Origin of the sequence: Burkholderia sp. MSMB2157WGS, assembly GCF_001532755.1 — a bacterium.
Classification (GTDB): domain Bacteria; phylum Pseudomonadota; class Gammaproteobacteria; order Burkholderiales; family Burkholderiaceae; genus Burkholderia.
Map to the genome: position 1 here is coordinate 182260 of NZ_LPJG01000010.1, position 18707 is coordinate 200966.

Here is an 18707-nt window from a genome sequence, read left to right on the forward strand (position 1 = left end):
CCCTGCCCGCGCGCCGCGCGCTCAGCCGGCCGCCTGTGCCGCGATCGCCCGCAGCGCATGCGCGGCGGCCGCGAACCCGAAGCTCGCGGTCACGCACACGCTCGAACCGAAGCCCGCGCAGTTGAGCCCCGCGACGTGCGCGGCCGCGGACGGCTCCGCGCCGTCCTCGATGTCGCAGGCCGCCGCTTCCGGATAGATCAGCGGCTCGTCCGAATACACGGCGCTGACCTTGAAACGCGCCTTCGGCCCGCGCGGAAAACCGTGCTGCTTGCGCAACTGCGCGCGCACCTTCGACAACAGCGGATCCTGGATCGTCAGCGCGAGATCGTCGATGCGGATGCGCGTCGGGTCGAGCTGGCCGCCCGCGCCGCCGACGACGATCAACGGCTGCCGCTTCGCGACGCACCATGCGATCAGCGCGACCTTCGTGCGCACGCTGTCGATCGCGTCGATCACGTAGTCGAAACCGCCGCCGAGCAGCGCGTCGAAGTTGTCGGGCTCGACGAAATCCTCGATCCGGTTCACGCGGCACGCGGGATCGATCAGCGCGATCCGCTCGGCCATCGCGTCGACCTTCGGCTTGCCGTAATTGCCGTCGAGCGCATGGACCTGCCGGTTCGTGTTGCTTTCCGCGACGTTGTCGAGATCGATCAGCGTCAGCGTGCCGACCGCGTTGCGCGCGAGCGCCTCGGCCGCCCACGACCCGACGCCGCCGATCCCGATCACCGCGACGTGCGCCCGCTCGAACGCAGCGGCGGCCGGCGCGCCGTACAGGCGCGCGACGCCGCCGAAACGCCGCGCGCGATCCACGTCAAGCCGGATTTCCGGGGTCGGGGTAAGATCGGAAGAACTGGGCGGGACAGCATCGGCGGAGGACATGGCAGCAAGGAAAACGTAAGTCGTGCAGCCCTCTATTTTGCCTGAACTCCCCGCTCGCACGCGCCACTGTGCACGCACGATTCTCGTGCGTTCGCTATACTGGCCCTCGATTGAAGCGTTTGCATAACATGACGACTCTCGCCGATCTCCGCATCAACTATTCGCGTGCTTCGCTCGACGAGGCCGATGCCGCCCCCGACCCCTTCGCCCAGTTCGATCGCTGGTTCAAGGAGGCGCTCGCCGCCAAGCTGCCCGAGCCGAACACGATGACGCTCGCGACCGTCGGCGCCGACGGCCGGCCGTCGGCCCGGATCGTGCTCATCAAGGGCGTCGACGAACGCGGGTTCGTCTTCTTCACCAATTACGAAAGCCGCAAGGGCCACGATCTCGCCGTGCATCCGCAAGCCGCGCTGCTGTTCTACTGGATCGAGCTCGAACGCCAGGTGCGCATCGAAGGCCGGATCGAGAAAACCAGCGCGGAAGAAAGCGACCGCTATTTCGCGTCGCGCCCGCTCGGCTCGCGCATCGGCGCATGGGCGTCGGAGCAGAGCACCGTGATCGACAGCCGCGCGACGCTCGAAGCGCGCGAACGGGCCGTCAGCGAGCGCTACGGCGACGACCCGCCGCGCCCGCCGCACTGGGGCGGCTACCGCCTCGTGCCCGACTCGATCGAGTTCTGGCAGGGGCGCCCGTCGCGGCTGCACGACCGCCTGCTCTATACGCGCGACGCCGCGGCGGCGTCGGGCTGGACGATCTCGCGCCTGTCGCCGTAAGCGCGCCGCCGGCGCGTGCCGGCCGTGTCTCGTGTTGCATCCGGGCGCCCGCGCGGCAAGCGGCGGGCGCCGGTCAAGATACTTGGCTGTATTCGATTCAACGAACAAACGGAGAATCCAAATGTTCTGGGAAAAGAAGCTGGCACAGTGGGCGGACGAAGTACGGGCGAAGGCGAACATACCGGCGCGCCTCGTGCTGTGGAACGGCGAACAGCTCGATTTCGGCACCTTCAGCGCGCCGCAGGTCACGCTGAAGGTGAACAGCGCATCGGCGTTGCCGCTGCTGCTCGAACCGAGCCTCGACAATCTCGGCGAGGCGTACGTGAAGGGCAAGATCGACATCGAAGGCAAGCTGTCGGACATCATCAACATCGGCTACTCGCTCGCGCGCAGCACCGTGACGAGCGCGAGCAAGCTCGCCCGCGTGAAGCGCTACTTCAATCACACGAAGAGCACCGACAAGAAGGCGATCCAGTACCACTACGACGTCTCGAACGAGTTCTACCAGCTGTGGCTCGACGAGAACATGGTGTACTCGTGCGCGTACTTCGAGAACGGCGACGAGGATCTCGCCACCGCGCAGATCAAGAAGATCGACCACATCCTGACGAAGATCCGGCTCGAGCCCGGCCAGCGTCTGCTCGACATCGGCTGCGGCTGGGGCGCGCTCGTGCTGCGCGCCGCGCAGAAGTTCGGCGCGACGTGTCTCGGCGTGACGCTGTCGCAGAACCAGTTCGACCTCGCGACCGCGCGCGTGAAGGCCGCGGGGCTCGAAGACCGGATCGAGATTCGTCTGCAGGATTACCGCGAGATCGAAGGCCAGTTCGACCGCATCACGAGCGTCGGGATGTTCGAGCACGTCGGCCGCAAGAACCTGCCGCTCTATTTCTCGCGCATCCGCGAGCTGCTGACCGACGACGGCATCGCGATGAACCACGGGATCACGTCGACCGACGCGGAAAGCGGCGAAACGGCGCTCGGCGGCGGCGAATTCATCGATCGCTACGTGTTCCCGGACGGCGAGCTGCCGCACATCAGCCTGGCGCTCGAAGCGGCGCAGCGCGGCGGGCTCGAGGCGGTTGACGTCGAAAGCCTGCGCCGGCACTATGCGCGCACGCTCGATATCTGGACGGAAAACTTCGAAGCGAAAGCCGAAGAAGCGAGAAAGCTCGTCGACGACGAGAAATTCCGGATCTGGCGCGTGTATCTTGCCGGCTGCGCGTATGCGTTCGAGCACGACGACGTGTCGATCTTCCAGATCGTGTGCCGCAAGGCCGGACGCAGCGCGAAAACGCTGCCGTGGTCGCGGCGCTACATGTACGAACACGCGCTGCCGCGCTAGGCGGCGCCTCACGCTGGGCATGCATGGGTGACGGCAGGACGCGGCGCAAGGCGCCGCCGCAACGACAGCAGCACGACGACGCCAACGAGTCGCACGCCGACGGACAATTCGACCTGTTCGGCGTGCCGACGCACGCCCCACGTGCATCGCCCGCGGACGGCGCTCGCCCCGCCGGCCCCGAAGCGCACGTGACGCCGGACGCGCCAAATGACGCGCAACCGGCGCCGCCCGCCCGCACGACTTCCCGCCCCGCCGCCGACGACACGCCTGCCCCGTCGTCCGGTCTGCTGTGGGACGAACCGTCCCCGCCGGTCGCCACGCCGAAGAAAGGCCGCCGCCAGCGCGGCGTGCCGCCCGCGCCGGTCTCGGCGGACGTGGCCGACGTCGCGGCCGGCTTGCCGCCGAACGTGCGGCTCGGCACGTCGTCGTGGTATTTCCCCGGCTGGAACGGCATCGTCTACGACGGCGATTTCGCGCAGACGAAGCTGTCGCGCGAAGGGCTCGAAGCGTATGGCGCCCATCCGCTGCTCAGGAGCGTGAGCCTCGACCGGTCGTTCTACGGGCCGCTGTCGGTGGCCGACTATCTGCGCTACGCGCAACAGGTGCCCGACGATTTCCGCTTCGTCGTGAAAGCGCCGGCCGCGGTGACCGACGCGGTGATCCGCGGCCGGCGCGGCGAGCCGTCCGGGCCGAACCCGACCTTCCTCGATGCGCCGCTCGCGACCCGCGAATTCGTCCAGCCCTGTCTCGACGGGCTCGGCCGCAAAGCCGGCGTGCTCGTGTTCCAGTTCTCGCCGCTGCCCGATCAACTCCTCGCGGAGCCGGCCGCGCTGATCGACCGGCTCACCGCGTTCTTCGCGGCGCTGCCGCCGCTGCCGCCGGACGCCGACGGCACGCGCTACGCGATCGAGATCCGCGACGCGAGCCTGCTCACGCCGCGCTTCATCCGCGCGCTGGCCGCGCTCGGCGTGCGCTACTGCGTCGGCCTGCACGCGCGGATGCCCGACCCGCTGCGCCAGGCCGCCGCGCTCGCGCTGCTCGACGGCGACGCGCCGGGCCCGCTGATCGTGCGCTGGAGCCTGCACGGCGGCTTCAAGTACGAACAGGCGAAAGCGAAATACGAGCCGTTCGACAAGCTCGTCGACGAGGATCCGGCCACGCGCTCGGCACTCGCCGAACTGGCCGCGCGCTATGCGCTGGCCGGGCAGCCGGTGATCATCACGATCAACAACAAGGCGGAAGGCTCCGCGCCGCTGTCGTGCATCGCGCTCGCACGCGAAATCGCCGCCGCGTGCGCGCAGTGGCGCAACGAGGCGGCGTGACGCCGGTTTGCGCCGGCCATGCCCGCGCTTACGCGCCGCGCAGCGACTTCAGCCGGTGCGAGAACTTCTGCCGGAACTTCGCGAGCTTCGGCCCGATCACGACCGAGCAATAGCCCTGCCCCGGGTTGCGCGCGTAATAGTTCTGGTGATAGTCCTCCGCCGGCCAGTAGTTGCCGTCGAGCGGCACGACCTGCGTGACGATCGGCTGACCGAACACCTGTTCGCGCTCGAGTTCGCGGATCACGTCGAGCGCCGTGTCGCGCTGCGCATCCGAATGCGTGAACACGACCGACCGGTACTGCGTGCCGACGTCGTTGCCCTGCCGGTTCAACTGGGTCGGATCGTGCGTCGCGAAGAAGATCTCGAGGATCTCGCGATAGCCGATGCGCGCCGGATCGAACGTCACGTTGACGACTTCCGCGTGCCCCGTGTCGCCCTCGCAGATGTCGCGATAGCCGGGATTGCGCGTATGGCCGCCCGCGTAACCCGACTGGACGGCCGTCACGCCGTCGACGTCGAGAAACACGGCCTCCGTGCACCAGAAACACCCGCCTCCGAGCGTCGCGGTTTCAAGCATCTCGTTCCCCATGAAATCAGTCCCTCGTGGATGACGGCAGCCGGCGCGCAGGCGCCGGCGCCACCGTTTCGCGTCGCCGTCGCCCGCCCGCGACGCGGACGGCAACGGCACTTCGTCAAGTATCTCACTCGCGCGCGAACCTGGCAGATCGGCCAGGCGCCGCACGCGACCCGCCGCGGGTTTCTCGTCTACACTTAGGCACGCGCACGCGACGGCCAACCCGTCGCGAACGCGCAGCGTCCGATGCATGCCCGCCCCCGATGCCAACCCCATCTGCTGGAACATCGATATGCATGCCTTAACAGACATCGCCTGCGTCGCGGGCCCGGTCGCCGATACGTCGATCGCGCCATCGCGATCGCGCGTACCCGTTTCACCGCGGGCGCCGCGCGACAGCCTTTCGCCTTTTCCCGCTTTCACGACCTGATGCACGGCATCGCGCGCGCCGCCGACGCGTGCCGGCTCGCCGAGCGCGCCGCCGGCATGACGCGCGTCGCGCGGCAATCGCAGCCCGCACGCACGCGACGGACGGCGGCCGTGCGCCCACGATCCGACACCATCGAGAGGACATCACCATGAGCATGCGGCCCGACCCGACGTTTCACGCTTCGCCCGAGCTCGCGATGCAGGCGCCGGCCGAAGCATTCGCATATACGTTGTTGCTGAGCCCCGATTTTTCCAGACCCGACGCGCTCGCCGTGATCGACGTGAAGCCCGGTTCGTCGACGTACGGCAAGATCGTGCATACGGTGACGATGCCGAACACCGGCGACGAGTTTCACCACTTCGGCTGGAACGCGTGTTCGTCGTCGCTGTCGCCGCTCACCGGCCATGCGTTCCTCGAGCGCCGCTTCCTGATCATCCCCGGCCTGCGCTCGTCGCGCATCTACGTGATCGATACGAAGCCGCATCCGACGCAGGCACGCATCCACAAGATCATCGAACCCGACGAGATCTTCGCGAAGACCGGCTACTCGCGGCCGCACACCGTGCATTGCGGCCCCGAGGGCATCTACGTGAGCACGCTCGGCGGTGCGGGCAAGGACGGCACCGACGGCGCGCCCGGCATCTTCATCATGGATTGCGAGACCTTCGACGTGCTCGGCCGCTGGGAGATCGACCGCGGCCCGCAGGACAAGCATTACGACTTCTGGTGGAACCTGCCGCGCGACTACATGGTGTCGAGCGAATGGGCGCTGCCGCCGCAATTCGAGAACGGGATCGTTCCCGAGGATCTGCTCGCGAACAAGTACGGGCACCGGCTGCATTTCTGGGACCTGCGCGCGCGCCGCAACGTGCAGACGATCGATCTCGGCGCGCAGCACCAGATGGCGCTGGAGGTGCGGCCCGCGCACGACCCGGTGCGCGAATACGGATTCGTCGGCGTCGTGGTCGATACGACCAACCTCGAAGGTTCGATCTGGACCTGGTGGCGCGAAGGCGGCAAGTTCCATGCGAAGAAGACCGCGACGATCCCGGCCGAGCCGGCCGCGGCCGACGCGTTGCCGCCGCTGCTGCAAGGATTCGGCGCGGTGCCGCCGCTCGTGACCGACATCGATCTGTCGCTCGACGACCGGTTCCTGTACGTGTCGTGCTGGGGCACCGGCGAAATGCGCCAGTACGACGTGTCGGATCCGCACCACCCGGTGCTGGCCGGGTCGGTACGCATCGGCGGCATCGCGCGCCGTGCGCCGCACCCGAACGGCCGCACGTTCGCGGGCGGCCCACAGATGGTCGAGATCAGCCGCGACGGCCGGCGCGTGTACTGGACCAACTCGCTCTATTCGACGTGGGACGATCAGTTCTATCCGGACGGCGTGCCGGCCGCGCAGGTGCTCGCGCACGCGGGGCCGGACGGCGGGCTGACGCTCGCCGACGACTACTGGGTCGAATTCCCCGACGGTTACCGCGCGCACCAGATCCGGCTCGAAGGCGGCGACTGCTCGACCGATTCGTTCTGCTATCCGTCGGTCAAGCGTTGAGCGCCGGCCTTCACGTGCCGTTCGCGTGGTGGGCGGCCGTGCTCGCGAGCGGCGTCTATCACGGGCTGAACCCGGCGATGGGCTGGCCGCTCGCGGTGTCGAACGCGCTGATGACGCGCCGCGGCGCCGCGCTCGTCGCCGCGCTCGGCTATCTCGCGCTCGGTCATGCGCTCGCCGTCTTCGCGGTGATGCTGCCGTTCGGGCTGCTTGCGGCGCTGCTCGCCTGGCAGTCGACGATCCGGATCGGCGCGAGCGCACTCGTGATCGGCTTCGGCGCGGCGCTGCTGATCCGGCGCCGGCATCCGCGGGCGCTCGCGCGGATTCCGCCGGCGCGGCTCGGCCTGTGGTCGTTCGCGGTCGCACTCGCGCACGGCGCGGGGCTGATGCTGGTGCCGATCTACCTCGGCCTGTGCGGGCTCGACCGGGATGCCGGCCATCGCGCGGCCGCGGCGCTCGTCGATGCGCATCTCGGCATGGCGCTCGTCGTCGCGGCCGTGCACGCGGCCGCGATGATCGCCGCCGGCGGCGGGCTCGCGTGGCTCGTGTACCGCTATCTCGGGCTGAAGTTCGTGTCGCGGAGCTGGTTCAATCTGGATGCGGTATGGGCGTCGAGCCTGATCGTGACGGGCGCGTTGTCGCTCGGGCTGGCGGCGGCGCGATAGCACGGGCGGCGATGCCGGGCGGGACGGCACGGCGTCGGCATGAGCGGCAGCACCGCTGAAAAACGCGACAGAACGGCGCCGCCGGCCGCGCGCCGCAGTGTTCGCTACGTCACCCTCCCGTCGCGCTGCGCCGCCCGAGCGGGCCCGGCGGCCCCGATTCCGCTAAAATCGGGCCATGCGCACCCCTTCTTCATCGACCGCCTCGTCGCCTTTCGTCCGCCGCGCCCGTCACACCCGTGGCGTGCCGCGCCCGCCCGTTCCGTTCCGGATGGCTGCCCGATGAGCCACGCCAATCCGCCGGATTTCGACTCGGCCGCCTTCCGGCAGGCGCTCGGCCAGTTCGCGACGGGCGTGACGGTGATCACCACGCAGGCGCCGTCCGGCCAGCTGATCGGCATCACCGCCAGCTCGTTCAATTCGGTGTCGCTCGATCCGCCGCTCGTGCTGTGGAGCCTCGCGCACAAATCGGCGTCGACGCCCGTGTTCCGCGGCAACAGCCATTACGTGGTGAACGTGCTCGCGGCGTCGCAACTCGACTTGTGCAAACGCTTCTCGACCTACAAGGGCGACCGCTTCGAAGGAATCGCGCACGCGGCCGGCAACTCGGGAATGCCCGTGCTCGACGGCGCGCTCGCGTGGTTCGAATGCCACAACCGCAGCCGCTACGACGAAGGCGACCACGTGATCTTCGTCGGCGAAGTGGAACGCTGCGGCGTGCGCGCGGTATCGGAAACGGCACCGCCGCTCGTGTTCCACGGCGGCGGCTTCCACGGCCTCACACCGCTTTGATCGCCCCCGTGCGCGCCAGGCCGACCGGCGCGCCGGCTTCGTCCTTCAGCGTCTGCAGCACGATGTTCGAACGGATGTCCATCACGCCCGGCGCCTTGTAGAGCCGGTTCAGCACGAAATCCGAATAGTGCTTGAGGTTGTGCGCGAGCACGCGCAGCAGATAGTGGCTCTCGCCGGTCACGACGAACGCGCCGACCACCTCCGGCCATTCGCGCAGCGCTTCCGCGAAGCGCTCGTGCCATTGATTCTCTTCGTTGCGCATCGACACCTGCACGAACGCCTCGAGCTCGAAGCCGAGCTTCTCGCGGCTCAGGCACGCGCGATAGTGCTCGATCACGCCCTGCTCCTCGAGCAGACGCATGCGGCGCAGGCAGGCGGACGGCGAAAGCGAGATGCGTTCGGCCAGGTCGAGATTGCTGATTCTGCCCTCCTCCTGCAGTACCGCCAGAATCCGGCAGTCGGTGGCATCGAGCGTGATCGCGTGCATTTTTGGTCCCCGTTTTCCCTCTGAGTCGAATTATCTGCCAATCCGGCGGATTGTCCATGTTTATTTCGCAAGCACTTTCTGCGAGTGTCCACCTATCATTCGAAGGATCGACTCACGATTCGTCATGCCATGGACACACTCTGGGACATCTCGCCGCCCGTCAGCCCCGCCACCCCAGTGTGGCCGGGCGATACGCCGGTTTCCGTCGAACGCGTGTGGCGGATGGAGGCCGGTTCGCCGGTCAACGTCGCACGCCTGACGCTGTCGCCGCACACGGGCGCGCACTGCGACGCGCCGCTGCACTACGACGCCGACGGCGCGCCGATCGGCGCGGTGCCGCTCGACACCTATCTCGGCCCGTGCCGCGTGATCCATTGCATCGGCGCATCGCCGGTCGTGCGGCCGGCCGACGTCGCGGCCGCGCTCGACGGCGTGCCGCCGCGCGTGCTGCTGCGTACGTACGCGCACGCCAGCGTCGAGCAATGGGACAGCGACTTCTGCGCGGTCGCGCCCGACACCGTCGACCTGCTCGCCGCGCACGGCGTGAAGCTGATCGGCATCGATACGCCGTCGCTCGACCCGCAGGAATCGAAGACGATGGATGCGCATCGCCGCGTACGCGCGCACCGGATGGCGATCCTCGAAGGGATCGTGCTCGACGACGTGCCGGCCGGCGACTACGAACTGATCGCGCTGCCGCTGAAATTCGCGACGCTCGACGCGAGCCCCGTGCGCGCGGTGCTGCGCGCGCTGCCCGCGCGGGCTTCCTCGCAGGCTTCCTGATTACCCGACCTACGACCCCCATCATGATGATCAAGACCCGTGAAGACGCGCTCGCGCTCGACCGCGACGACCCGCTCGCCCCGCTGCGCGACCAGTTCTCGTTGCCCGACGGCGTGATCTACCTCGACGGCAACTCGCTCGGCGCGCAGCCGCGCGCATCGGCTTCCCGTGCGCAGCAGGTGATCGGCGCCGAATGGGGCGAAGGCCTGATCCGCAGCTGGAACACGGCCGGCTGGTTCGCGCTGCCGCGCCGCCTCGGCGACAAGCTCGCGACGCTGATCGGCGGCGCGCCCGGCGAGACGGTCGTCACCGACACCATCTCGATCAACCTGTTCAAGCTGCTGTCGGCGATGCTGCGCCATCAGGCCGAGCGTGCGCCCGAGCGCCGCGTGATCGTGTCGGAACGCTCGAACTTCCCGACCGATCTGTACATCGCGCAAGGGCTGATCGAGCAGCTCGGCGGCCATTACGAGCTGCGCCTGATCGACGATCCGGCCGACCTGCCCGACGCGCTCGGCGCCGACACTGCCGTCGCGATGATCACGCACGTGAACTACCGCACCGGCTACATGCACGACATGCGGGCCGTCACGCAGCTCGTGCACGACGCGGGCGCGCTGATGCTGTGGGATCTCGCGCACTCGGCCGGCGCGGTGCCGGTCGACCTGAACGGCGCACGCGCGGACGGCGCGGTCGGCTGCACGTACAAGTACCTGAACGGCGGCCCCGGCTCGCCCGCGTTCGTGTGGGTGCCGCAACGCCATCTCGCGCATTTCTCGCAGCCGCTGTCGGGCTGGTGGGGCCATCGCGCGCCGTTCGCGATGCAGCCGGGCTTCGCGCCCGATCCGGGCATCGCGCGCTTCCTGTGCGGCACGCAGCCGATCGTGTCGATGTCGATGGTCGAATGCGGGCTCGACGTGTTCCTGCAGACCGACATGCAGACGATCCGCCGCAAGTCGCTCGCGCTGACCGACGCGTTCATCGCGCTCGTCGAGGAACGCTGCGCGGGCCTGTCGCTGAAGCTCGTCACGCCGCGCGCGCATCACCAGCGCGGCTCGCAGGCGAGCTTCGAGCATCCGCACGGCTACGAAGTGATGCAGGCGCTGATCGCGCGCGGCGTGATCGGCGACTACCGCGAGCCGTACGTGCTGCGCTTCGGCTTCACGCCGCTCTATACGCGCTTCGCCGACGTATGGGATGCGGTCGAGACGCTGCGCGACATCCTCGCCACCGACGCGTGGAAGGCGCCCGAATTCGCCGAACGCGGCGCGGTGACCTGAGCGGTTCTGCGCGGCGCGCCGCAGTTGCATGCGGTGCGCGCGCCGCGCGTTCGTCATTCAAATCTGGAGAAAGTCGTGAATTCTGGTCATATGCAGCCCCCCGGCGGCGACGCGCCGGCTGGCTGTCCGTTCTCGGGCGCACGCGCCGCCCAGCCGGCGCAAGCCGCGCACGAAGCGCCGCACGTGCCGGGCGATGCCGCCGAAGGCGGCTGGCACGACGCGCAGCTCGATTTCTCGAAGTCGATGAGCTATGGCGACTACCTGTCGCTGAATGCGATCCTCGACGCGCAGCATCCGCTGTCGCCCGATCACAACGAGATGCTGTTCATCATCCAGCATCAGACGAGCGAGCTGTGGATGAAGCTCGCGCTGTTCGAGCTGCGCGGCGCGCTCGATGCGGTGCGCACCGACGCGCTGCCGCCCGCGTTCAAGATGCTCGCGCGCGTGTCGCGCATCCTCGAGCAACTGGTGCAGGCGTGGAACGTGCTGTCGACGATGACGCCGTCCGAGTATTCGGCGATGCGGCCGTATCTCGGCCAGTCGTCGGGCTTCCAGTCGTATCAGTATCGCCAGCTCGAATTCCTGCTCGGCAACAAGAACGCGCAGATGCTGCAGCCGCATGCGCACCGGCCCGATATCCTCGAACAGGTGCGCGCGACGCTCGAGGCGCCGTCGTTCTACGACGAGGTCGTGCGCCTGCTCGCGCGGCGCGGGTTTTCGATCGCGCCGGAGCGGCTCGATCGCGACTGGACGCAGCCGATGCGTCACGACGAAACGGTCGAAGCCGCGTGGCTCGAGGTCTATCGTCATCCGCAGCAGCACTGGGAACTGTACGAGATGGCCGAGGAACTGGTCGATCTCGAGGACGCGTTCCGCCAGTGGCGCTTCCGTCACGTGACGACGGTGGAACGCATCATCGGCTTCAAGCAGGGCACCGGCGGCACGAGCGGCGCGCCGTACCTGCGCAAGATGCTCGACGTCGTGCTGTTCCCCGAACTCTGGCACGTGCGCACCACGCTGTAACGCCCGTCGCGCGGGCGCCGTCACGACGACGTCCGCGCGAGCTCCTCCCCTTCGCACGGCGGCGCATGCGCGCGCGACAGCCGCGGAATGTGCCGCCGCACCGCGAGCAGCGCGACGCAGACCACACCCATCGCAACGGCCAGCATCGTCAGGTAGGCACCCGCGCCGCCCGCCGTGATCACGATCGCGCCCGCGAACGCGCTGAAGATCGCACCGAGCCGGCCGAACGCGAGCGCACTCGCGGTGCCCGTCGCGCGCACGGCCGTCGGGTAGATGTACGCGCACAGCGCATACATCGTCGACTGCACCGCGTTGACGAACAGCCCGTGCAAGCCGAGCCCGACGATCAGCCAGCCCGTATGGCGGCTCGCATCGACGCCCATCAGCCATACCGCACTCGCCGCACCGCCGATGCTGCACAGCGCGAGCGGCCAGCGCGACCCCGCATGCGCGATCGCCCATGCGCACAGCAGCGCGCCGACCACGCCGCCGAGGTTGTACGCGGTGAGTCCCGAGCCCGCGACCGACACGCTCAACCCGCTCGCCGCGAGCATCGTCGGCAACCAGCTGAATGCGGCGTACACGGCGAGCAGGCACATGAAGAACGCGCACCACAGCGCGATCGTGTCGCGCGCGTGGCCGCTCGCGAACAGTGCGCCGAAGCCGCCGCGGCTGCCGGGCGCGCGGGCGTCCTTCGTATCGGTGAACACGGCGCCGGGCGCGACCGGCCGCTGCATCCGCGCGAGCAGCGCGCCGAGTTCCGGCCAGCGCGCGGGGCGCCGCGCGAGATAGCGCGGCGATTCGGGCAACGCGCGCACGAGCACGAAGCCGAACACGAGCGGCAGCGCGCTGCCCGCGAAGAACAGCCCGCGCCAGCCGTAGTGCGGCAACACCTCGTGCGCGAACAGGCCGGCCAGCATGCCGCCGAGCGGCACGCAGACGATCGTCGCGGTCACCATCATCGTGCGGCGCCGCGCGGGCGTGTATTCGGCGGTCATCGTGGTGGCCGTCGGCAGCGCGCCGCCGATCCCGAGCCCGGCACAGAAGCGCAGCATCGCGATCGTCGCGACGTCGGGCGCGAACCCGATCGCGCAGGTCGCGATGCCGAACAGGAACACGCTGCCGATCACGGCCTGGCGGCGGCCGAAGCGATCCGCGACGATCCCCGCGCACGCGCTGCCGATACCCATTCCGATCAGCCCCGCCGCGACGGCCGGCGCGAACGCGCCGCGCGTGATGCCCCATTCGCGAATCAGCACGGGAATCGCGAAACCGATCAGTTGGCCGTCGAAGCCGTCGAGCACGATCGCGAGCGCGGCGAGCAGCACCACGCCGCGCTGCATCGCCGTGAACGGCCCGTCGTCGAGCGTCGTGCCGACGTCGACCGACGCCGGCAGCCGTCCGTCCAGTGGGTCGCGCGTGCTCATGCGACCTCCCGGGCGCCGCACGTCGGCGGCAACGTGCGCGAACGGCGCGCGGCAAGACAACGGTATTCGATGGCTTTCATGGCGTCTCCTGTTGTCCGGGCTGGCGCACACGCGTGCCCGGATCTCGTGCTGCGCAGTCGGCCGGCGCGCATGCATCGGCGCCGGCGTCCTGTCCTGCCCTTTACGATCCGACGCCATCGCCCCGCGTGCGCGGCATCCGTATCGTCACGCGGCGCCAGCCGGCCGCCGGCCTGCTGCTCAGTTCGTCCGTGCGTCGATCAGCCGGACGAGCGCGAGCAGCGTCTCGGCATGCGGCACCGCGACGCCCGCTTCGCGCGCGGCCGCGACGACCTTGCCGTTGATCGCGTCGATCTCGGTGCGGCGGCCCGCGAGCACGTCCTGCAGCATCGACGGGCGATGGCCGCGATGTTCGCGGATCGCATGCTCGACGTTGCGCGCAATGCGTTCGCCGTCGACCGCGATGCCCTTCGCGCGCGCGACGGCGGCGGTCTCGGCCGCGATCGCCAGCGCGAGCCGCGGACCGTCGTGACGATGGCCGAGCTGGTCGACGGTGCAGCCCGTCGCCGCGCACAGCGGGTTGAGCGCCGCATTGAACGCGACCTTCTCCCAGATCGCGGCCCACACGTCGGGATCGAGCGTGCACGCGAGCCCCGCGCGCGACAACGCGTCGGCCACGGCCGTCGCGAACGGGCGCGCCACGCCGTCGGCCGTCATCATGCGGATCGTGCCGGCGCCGTGCGAGCGCACGTGCGCGGGACCGGCCGCATCGGCCGGCCACGTCGTCACGCCGACCAGGATGCGCTCGAGCGGGACGAACGCATTCAGCGTCTCGACGTTGCCGAGCCCGTTCTGCAGCGTCAGCACGAACGTGCCCGCCGTCAGCAGCGCGCGCACGCCGTCGAGCGCCGCCCGCGTGTGCAGCGATTTCGTGAAAACGATCAGCAGGTCGAACGGTGTGTAGGGCGCGGCGGCCGCGTGCACATTCGCGGCCTCCGGCCGCACGGCCTGCAGCGAGCGGATGCGCCGCTCGCCGCGATCGTCGTCGATGCGCAGCCCGTCGCGACGGATCGCATCGAGATGCGTATCGTTCACGTCGATCAGCGTGACGGCTTCGCCGCTTTCGGCGAGCCGCCCGCCGAACAGCGAGCCCATCGCGCCCGCGCCCAGAATCGCGATTCTCATCGTCGGCGGCCTCGTCAGAACGGATAGTGGCGCGGCGCCGTCTGCACGGTGATCCAGCGCAGGTCGGTGAACGCGGCGATGCCGGCCTGGCCGCCGAAGTGGCCGAAACCGCTGTCCTTCACGCCGCCGAACGGCATCTGTGCTTCGTCGTGCACGGTCGGGCCGTTCACGTGACAGATGCCCGATTCGATGCGCGCGGCGACACGCAGCGCCCGCGCGACGTCGCGGCTGAACACGGCCGACGCCAGCCCGAACGCGTTGTCGTTCGCGCAGCGGATCGCGGCGTCCTCGCCGTCGACGCGCACGATGCCCTTCACCGGGCCGAACGATTCTTCCGCATAGATGCGCATCGCCGGCGTCACGCGATCGAGCAGCGTCGCGGGAAACAGCGTGCTGTCGGCCTTGCCGCCGCACAGCAGCGTCGCGCCGTGCCCGAGCGCGTCGTCGATCAGCGCGTTGCAGCGCTCGACGGCCTTCGCGTCGATCAGCGAGCCGAGCACGACGGGCCCGTGGCGCGGGTCGCCGAGCGGCAGCGATGCCGCCTTGGCGGCGAGCTTCGCGACGAATGCATCGGCGATCGATGCGTCGACGACGATGCGCTCGGTCGACATGCAGATCTGTCCGGAATTCGCGAATGCGCCGAATGCGGCCGCGGCGACCGCCGCGTCGAGATCGGCATCGTCGAGCACGACGAACGGCGCCTTGCCGCCGAGTTCCAGCACCGACGGTTTCAGATGGCGCGCGCAGGCTTCGGCGACGATCCGCCCGACTCGCGTCGAGCCGGTGAAATTCACGCGGCGCACGGCCGGATGCGCGATCAACGCGTCGACGACGGCGCCCGCGTCGTCGGGCGCGTTCGTCACGAAGTTGACGACGCCCGGCGGCAGCCCGGCCTCCTGCAGCGCCTCGACGACCAGCCCGTGCGTGACGGGGCACAGTTCCGAGCCTTTCAGCACGACCGTGTTGCCGCATGCGAGCGGCAGCGCGAGCGCGCGCGTCGCGAGAATCACCGGCGCGTTCCACGGCGCGATGCCGAGCACGACGCCGGCCGGCTGCCGCACGCCCATCGCGAGCGAGCCGGGCACGTCGGACGGGATCAGCGCGCCGCCGACCTGCGTGGTGAGCGACGCGGCCTCGACGAGACCGCTCGCCGCGAGCTTCACGTTGAAGCCGGCCCACAGCGCGGAGGCGCCCGTCTCGGCCGCCATCGCGGCGACGAACTGCTCGTGTTTCGCTTCGAGCGCGGCGGCCGCCTTCAGCAGCCATGCGCGTCGCGCGCCGGGGCCGAGCGCGGCCCATTCGGGAAACGCACGCGCGGCCGCGTCGGCCGCCGCGCGCGCATCGTCGACGGTGCCCGCGGGCGCGGCCGACGCGATTTCGCCGTCGAGCGGGTTGCGGCGCACGAAGGTCGCGCCGCTGGACGAGTGGCGGCGTTCGCCGCCGATCAGCATCGCTACGGTTTGCATGGCATCTCCGGAAAGACGCGCGCGGCGCGTCAGGCAATCTCGACTTCGACGACGACCGGCGTCGCGGCCCGCAGCGCGTCGGTCAGCGTGTCGCGCAGGCGTGCGGCATCGGCGACGCGCACGCCGCGGCAGCCCATCCCTTGCGCGAGCGCGACGAAATCCAGGTCGGGCAGATCGGTGCCCTGCACCGGGTCGCCCGGGCCGAAGCCGAACACTGGCGCGAAATCCTGCAGCGCCGCGTAACGCCGGTTGTTCAGGATCACGAACGTGATCGGCAGCTTCAGTTGCGCGGCGCTCCACAGCGCCTGGATCGAATACAGGCTCGAGCCGTCGCCGATCAGCCCGATCACGCGCCGGCCCGGCTGCGCGAGCGCGACGCCGACGGCGGCCGGCATCCCGTAACCCAGGCCGCCGCTGTCCATCGTGTAGAACGTGCCGCTGCGCGTGAACGGCAGATGTTCCTGCATCACCGACCGCGCGCTCGGCGCCTCCTCGACGACGATGTCCTGCGCGTCGCGCACGTCGGCGAGCGTCTGCAGCGCGAACGCGACCGACATGCGCTCGCCGGCGGCGGGCGTGCCGACACGGACGTGCGGCGGGCGCGGCGCGGGCATCGACCGCTCGGGCGGCGCGGGCCGCGCCAGGAGATCGCGCGCGGACAGCCGCAGGTTGCCGACGACCGCATCGCCCGACGGCGTCCACGCGGCGACGCCGGGATCGTCGACGAGCTGCACGAGCGTCGCGCCCGGCGGCACGTGCGGACCGAAGCCTTCGATGTGATAGGTGAACGCGGGCGCGCCGAACGCGAACACGAGATCGTGCCCGGCGAGCCGCGCGACGATCTTCTCGCGGATCGCGGGCAGGAAACCGGCGAAGAGCGGATGGTCCTCGGGAAAGCTGCAGCGCCCCGACATCGGCGCGACGTACACGCGCGCACGGTGCCGCTCGGCGAGACGCACGGCGTCGTCCCACGCCCCCGCGCGATCGACGGCCGCGCCGACCACGAACGCCGGGCGCCGCGCGGCGTCGAGCGCGTCGCCGAGCCGCGCGAGCGCGTCGGGATCGGGCCGCACGATGCGGCTGACGTCGCGCCGCGGCAGCCGTTCGGCCGGCTGGTCCCAGTCGTCGACCGGGATCGACACGAACACGGGGCCGCGCGGCTCCTGCATCGCGATGCGGTACGCACGCGCGATCGCGGCCGGCACGTCCTGCGCGCGAGCGGGCTCGATGCTCCATTTCACGTACGGCTTCGGCAGTTCGGCGGCCTGCGTCGCGCCGAGGAACGGATCGAACGGCAGAATCGCGCGCGCCTGCTGGCCCGCGGTGACGATCAGCGGCGTGCGGTTCTTGAACGCGGTAAACAGATTGCCCATCGCGTTGCCGACGCCCGCCGCCGAATGCAGGTTGACGACCGCCGCATTGCCGGTGGCCTGCGCATGGCCGTCGGCCATCCCGACCACGACGGCTTCGTGCAGGCCGAGCACGTAGCGGAAATCGTCGGGAAAGTCGCGGAACATCGGCAGCTCGGTCGAGCCGGGATTGCCGAACACGCGGTCGATCCCGAACTGGCGGAGCAAGTCGATCACCGCATCGCGAACGGTGATCGATGCGGCGGAAAGGGGCGAATGGCCGGACATGCTCGGCGCTCCTCGATGGCTTGGCGGTTTCCACAGTATCGAAGCGCAAGCCATTCACCGATACTGTATTTTCTGCGAAAAGCCATTACGTTCCGGCATGACTTTCGATCTCCGACAACTGCGTGCCTTCACGACGATCGTCGCGTGCGGCAGCCTCGGCCGCGCGGCCGATGCGCTGCACGTCACGCAGCCGGCGCTGAGCCGGATCCTGAAGCGGCTCGAGGAGCAGGTCGGCGCGCCGCTGTTCGAGCGCCATTCGAAGGGCGTGCAGCTCACCGCGTTCGGCGAGGCGTTGCTGCCGCACGCGACGCTGCTGCAGCACGAGGCCGAACATGCGCGCGAGGAGCTCGACGCGATGCGCGGATTCGCGAAGGGCACGATCAAGGTCGGCACGGTGGGCAGCATCGCGAGCCTCGTGCTGCCGGTCGCGGTCGGCCGCGTGCTCGACCGCTGGCCGAACCTGCGCGTCGAAATCATCGAGGGCGTGTGGGACCGGCTCGCGCAAGGGCTGATCAAGCACGAGATCGACCTTGCGCTGTCCGCGCACGGGCCCGATACCGACGAGATCGTCGCGATTCCCGAATGCCGCTGGGAGGACCGCAGCCATATCGTTGCGGCGCCGCACCATCCGCTGCGCGCGCTCGGCCGCCCGCCGACGCTCGCCGATACGCTGCACGCGCGCTGGGCGATTCCGCCGCGGGGCACCGCGCCGTTCGACCACATGCGCGCGACCTTCGACGCACACGGCCTCCCGCTGCCCGACATCGCGGTCGAGACGCGCTCGGTCACGACGCTGAAAAGCTTGGTCGCACATGCGGGATTCCTCTGCTGGATGGCCGAGCCGATGTACGGCGCCGAACGGCGCGCCGGCACGATCGACACGCTGCCCGTGCGCGAAGTCGTCGCGGTGCGCACGCTCACCGCATTCCGGCGCCGCCACGGGATCCTGCCGGGGCCGGCCGGCAAGCTGCTCGACGAACTCGTCGCACTCACGCGCGAGGGGTGCTGACGCTCTTTTCGCCGGCTGCGTCGCGCCTGCCTGCGTGCCTGCCCGCGTGCCCTCCCCGCCCGCGCC

At 69.8% G+C, this 18707-nt stretch carries 18 protein-coding genes; 11 read left to right on the plus strand and 7 right to left on the minus strand.

Annotation, left to right across the window (positions count from 1 at the left end; genetic code table 11):
- Positions 1-21 precede the first annotated feature (21 nt).
- On the minus strand, positions 22-879 hold the full coding sequence (tcdA, locus tag WT53_RS04470; protein WP_034208231.1) for a tRNA cyclic N6-threonylcarbamoyladenosine(37) synthase TcdA: 858 nt from the start codon (positions 877-879) through the stop codon (positions 22-24).
- 128 nt (positions 880-1007) lie between these two features.
- On the opposite strand from tcdA, the gene pdxH reads away from it, so the two are divergent.
- The 3 genes from pdxH (at position 1008) to WT53_RS04485 (ending at position 4316) form a co-directional block, all read left to right on the plus strand.
- Positions 1008-1652, plus strand: a complete 645-nt coding sequence (gene pdxH, locus WT53_RS04475) for a pyridoxamine 5'-phosphate oxidase (RefSeq protein ID WP_034208232.1) — start codon at positions 1008-1010, stop codon at positions 1650-1652.
- A gap of 121 nt (positions 1653-1773) precedes the next feature.
- Positions 1774-2994: a cyclopropane-fatty-acyl-phospholipid synthase family protein gene (locus WT53_RS04480; RefSeq protein WP_034208233.1), complete on the plus strand. Its 1221-nt coding sequence runs from the start codon at positions 1774-1776 to the stop codon at positions 2992-2994.
- Positions 2995-3017: 23 nt separating this feature from the next.
- Positions 3018-4316 (plus strand): DUF72 domain-containing protein, encoded by a 1299-nt coding sequence (locus WT53_RS04485; protein ID WP_060258625.1) that lies wholly within the window; start codon positions 3018-3020, stop codon positions 4314-4316.
- A 28-nt stretch (positions 4317-4344) separates the two neighbouring features.
- Here the strand turns inward: WT53_RS04485 and msrA are convergent, their stop codons facing one another.
- Positions 4345-4905, minus strand: coding sequence for a peptide-methionine (S)-S-oxide reductase MsrA (gene msrA, locus WT53_RS04490; RefSeq protein WP_059578436.1), 561 nt, complete (start codon positions 4903-4905; stop codon positions 4345-4347).
- A 231-nt stretch (positions 4906-5136) separates the two neighbouring features.
- Between msrA and WT53_RS33335 the strand changes: the two genes are divergently transcribed.
- From WT53_RS33335 to WT53_RS04505, 4 genes are all read left to right on the plus strand, one after another.
- Positions 5137-5472 (plus strand): hypothetical protein, encoded by a 336-nt coding sequence (locus WT53_RS33335; protein ID WP_155294476.1) that lies wholly within the window; start codon positions 5137-5139, stop codon positions 5470-5472.
- Positions 5469-6875: a selenium-binding protein SBP56-related protein gene (locus tag WT53_RS04495; protein WP_034208236.1), complete on the plus strand. Its 1407-nt coding sequence runs from the start codon at positions 5469-5471 to the stop codon at positions 6873-6875. The genes WT53_RS33335 and WT53_RS04495 overlap by 4 nt, the downstream gene beginning before the upstream one ends.
- Positions 6872-7537 (plus strand): hypothetical protein, encoded by a 666-nt coding sequence (locus WT53_RS04500; RefSeq protein ID WP_034208237.1) that lies wholly within the window; start codon positions 6872-6874, stop codon positions 7535-7537. Before WT53_RS04495 ends, WT53_RS04500 begins: the two co-directional genes overlap by 4 nt.
- A 279-nt stretch (positions 7538-7816) precedes the next feature.
- Complete coding sequence (locus tag WT53_RS04505) at positions 7817-8326, plus strand: flavin reductase family protein (RefSeq protein WP_034208238.1); 510 nt, start codon at positions 7817-7819, stop codon at positions 8324-8326.
- On the opposite strand, the gene WT53_RS04510 is transcribed toward WT53_RS04505, so the two are convergent.
- On the minus strand, positions 8313-8813 hold the full coding sequence (locus WT53_RS04510; protein WP_006477992.1) for an Lrp/AsnC family transcriptional regulator: 501 nt from the start codon (positions 8811-8813) through the stop codon (positions 8313-8315). The two genes, WT53_RS04505 and WT53_RS04510, sit on opposite strands and share 14 nt — an antisense overlap.
- Before the next feature lie 129 nt (positions 8814-8942).
- Between WT53_RS04510 and kynB the strand changes: the two genes are divergently transcribed.
- The 3 genes from kynB to kynA all read left to right on the plus strand — a co-directional run bounded on the left by kynB (position 8943) and on the right by kynA (position 11899).
- Positions 8943-9596, plus strand: a complete 654-nt coding sequence (gene kynB / locus WT53_RS04515; RefSeq protein WP_034208239.1) for an arylformamidase — start codon at positions 8943-8945, stop codon at positions 9594-9596.
- A gap of 26 nt (positions 9597-9622) precedes the next feature.
- A complete protein-coding gene (kynU, locus tag WT53_RS04520; protein ID WP_373558441.1) occupies positions 9623-10876 on the plus strand; it encodes a kynureninase in 1254 nt (417 codons plus the stop codon).
- Positions 10877-10966: 90 nt separating this feature from the next.
- Positions 10967-11899: a tryptophan 2,3-dioxygenase gene (gene kynA, locus WT53_RS04525; protein ID WP_034208241.1), complete on the plus strand. Its 933-nt coding sequence runs from the start codon at positions 10967-10969 to the stop codon at positions 11897-11899.
- A 20-nt stretch (positions 11900-11919) separates the two neighbouring features.
- Here the strand turns inward: kynA and WT53_RS04530 are convergent, their stop codons facing one another.
- From WT53_RS04530 to mdlC, 4 genes are all read right to left on the minus strand, one after another.
- Entirely contained in the window at positions 11920-13326 is a 1407-nt protein-coding gene (locus WT53_RS04530) for an MFS transporter (protein WP_034208242.1), read from the minus strand.
- Positions 13327-13584: 258 nt separating this feature from the next.
- Positions 13585-14529 (minus strand): ketopantoate reductase family protein, encoded by a 945-nt coding sequence (locus WT53_RS04535; RefSeq protein ID WP_034208243.1) that lies wholly within the window; start codon positions 14527-14529, stop codon positions 13585-13587.
- Between the two features lie 14 nt (positions 14530-14543).
- Positions 14544-15995, minus strand: coding sequence for an aldehyde dehydrogenase family protein (locus WT53_RS04540; protein WP_034208244.1), 1452 nt, complete (start codon positions 15993-15995; stop codon positions 14544-14546).
- 29 nt (positions 15996-16024) lie between these two features.
- Positions 16025-17632, minus strand: a complete 1608-nt coding sequence (gene mdlC / locus WT53_RS04545; RefSeq protein ID WP_034208245.1) for a benzoylformate decarboxylase — start codon at positions 17630-17632, stop codon at positions 16025-16027.
- A gap of 97 nt (positions 17633-17729) precedes the next feature.
- On the opposite strand from mdlC, the gene WT53_RS04550 reads away from it, so the two are divergent.
- Positions 17730-18641: a LysR family transcriptional regulator gene (locus WT53_RS04550; RefSeq protein WP_034208246.1), complete on the plus strand. Its 912-nt coding sequence runs from the start codon at positions 17730-17732 to the stop codon at positions 18639-18641.
- The last annotated feature ends 66 nt before the right edge of the window (positions 18642-18707 follow it).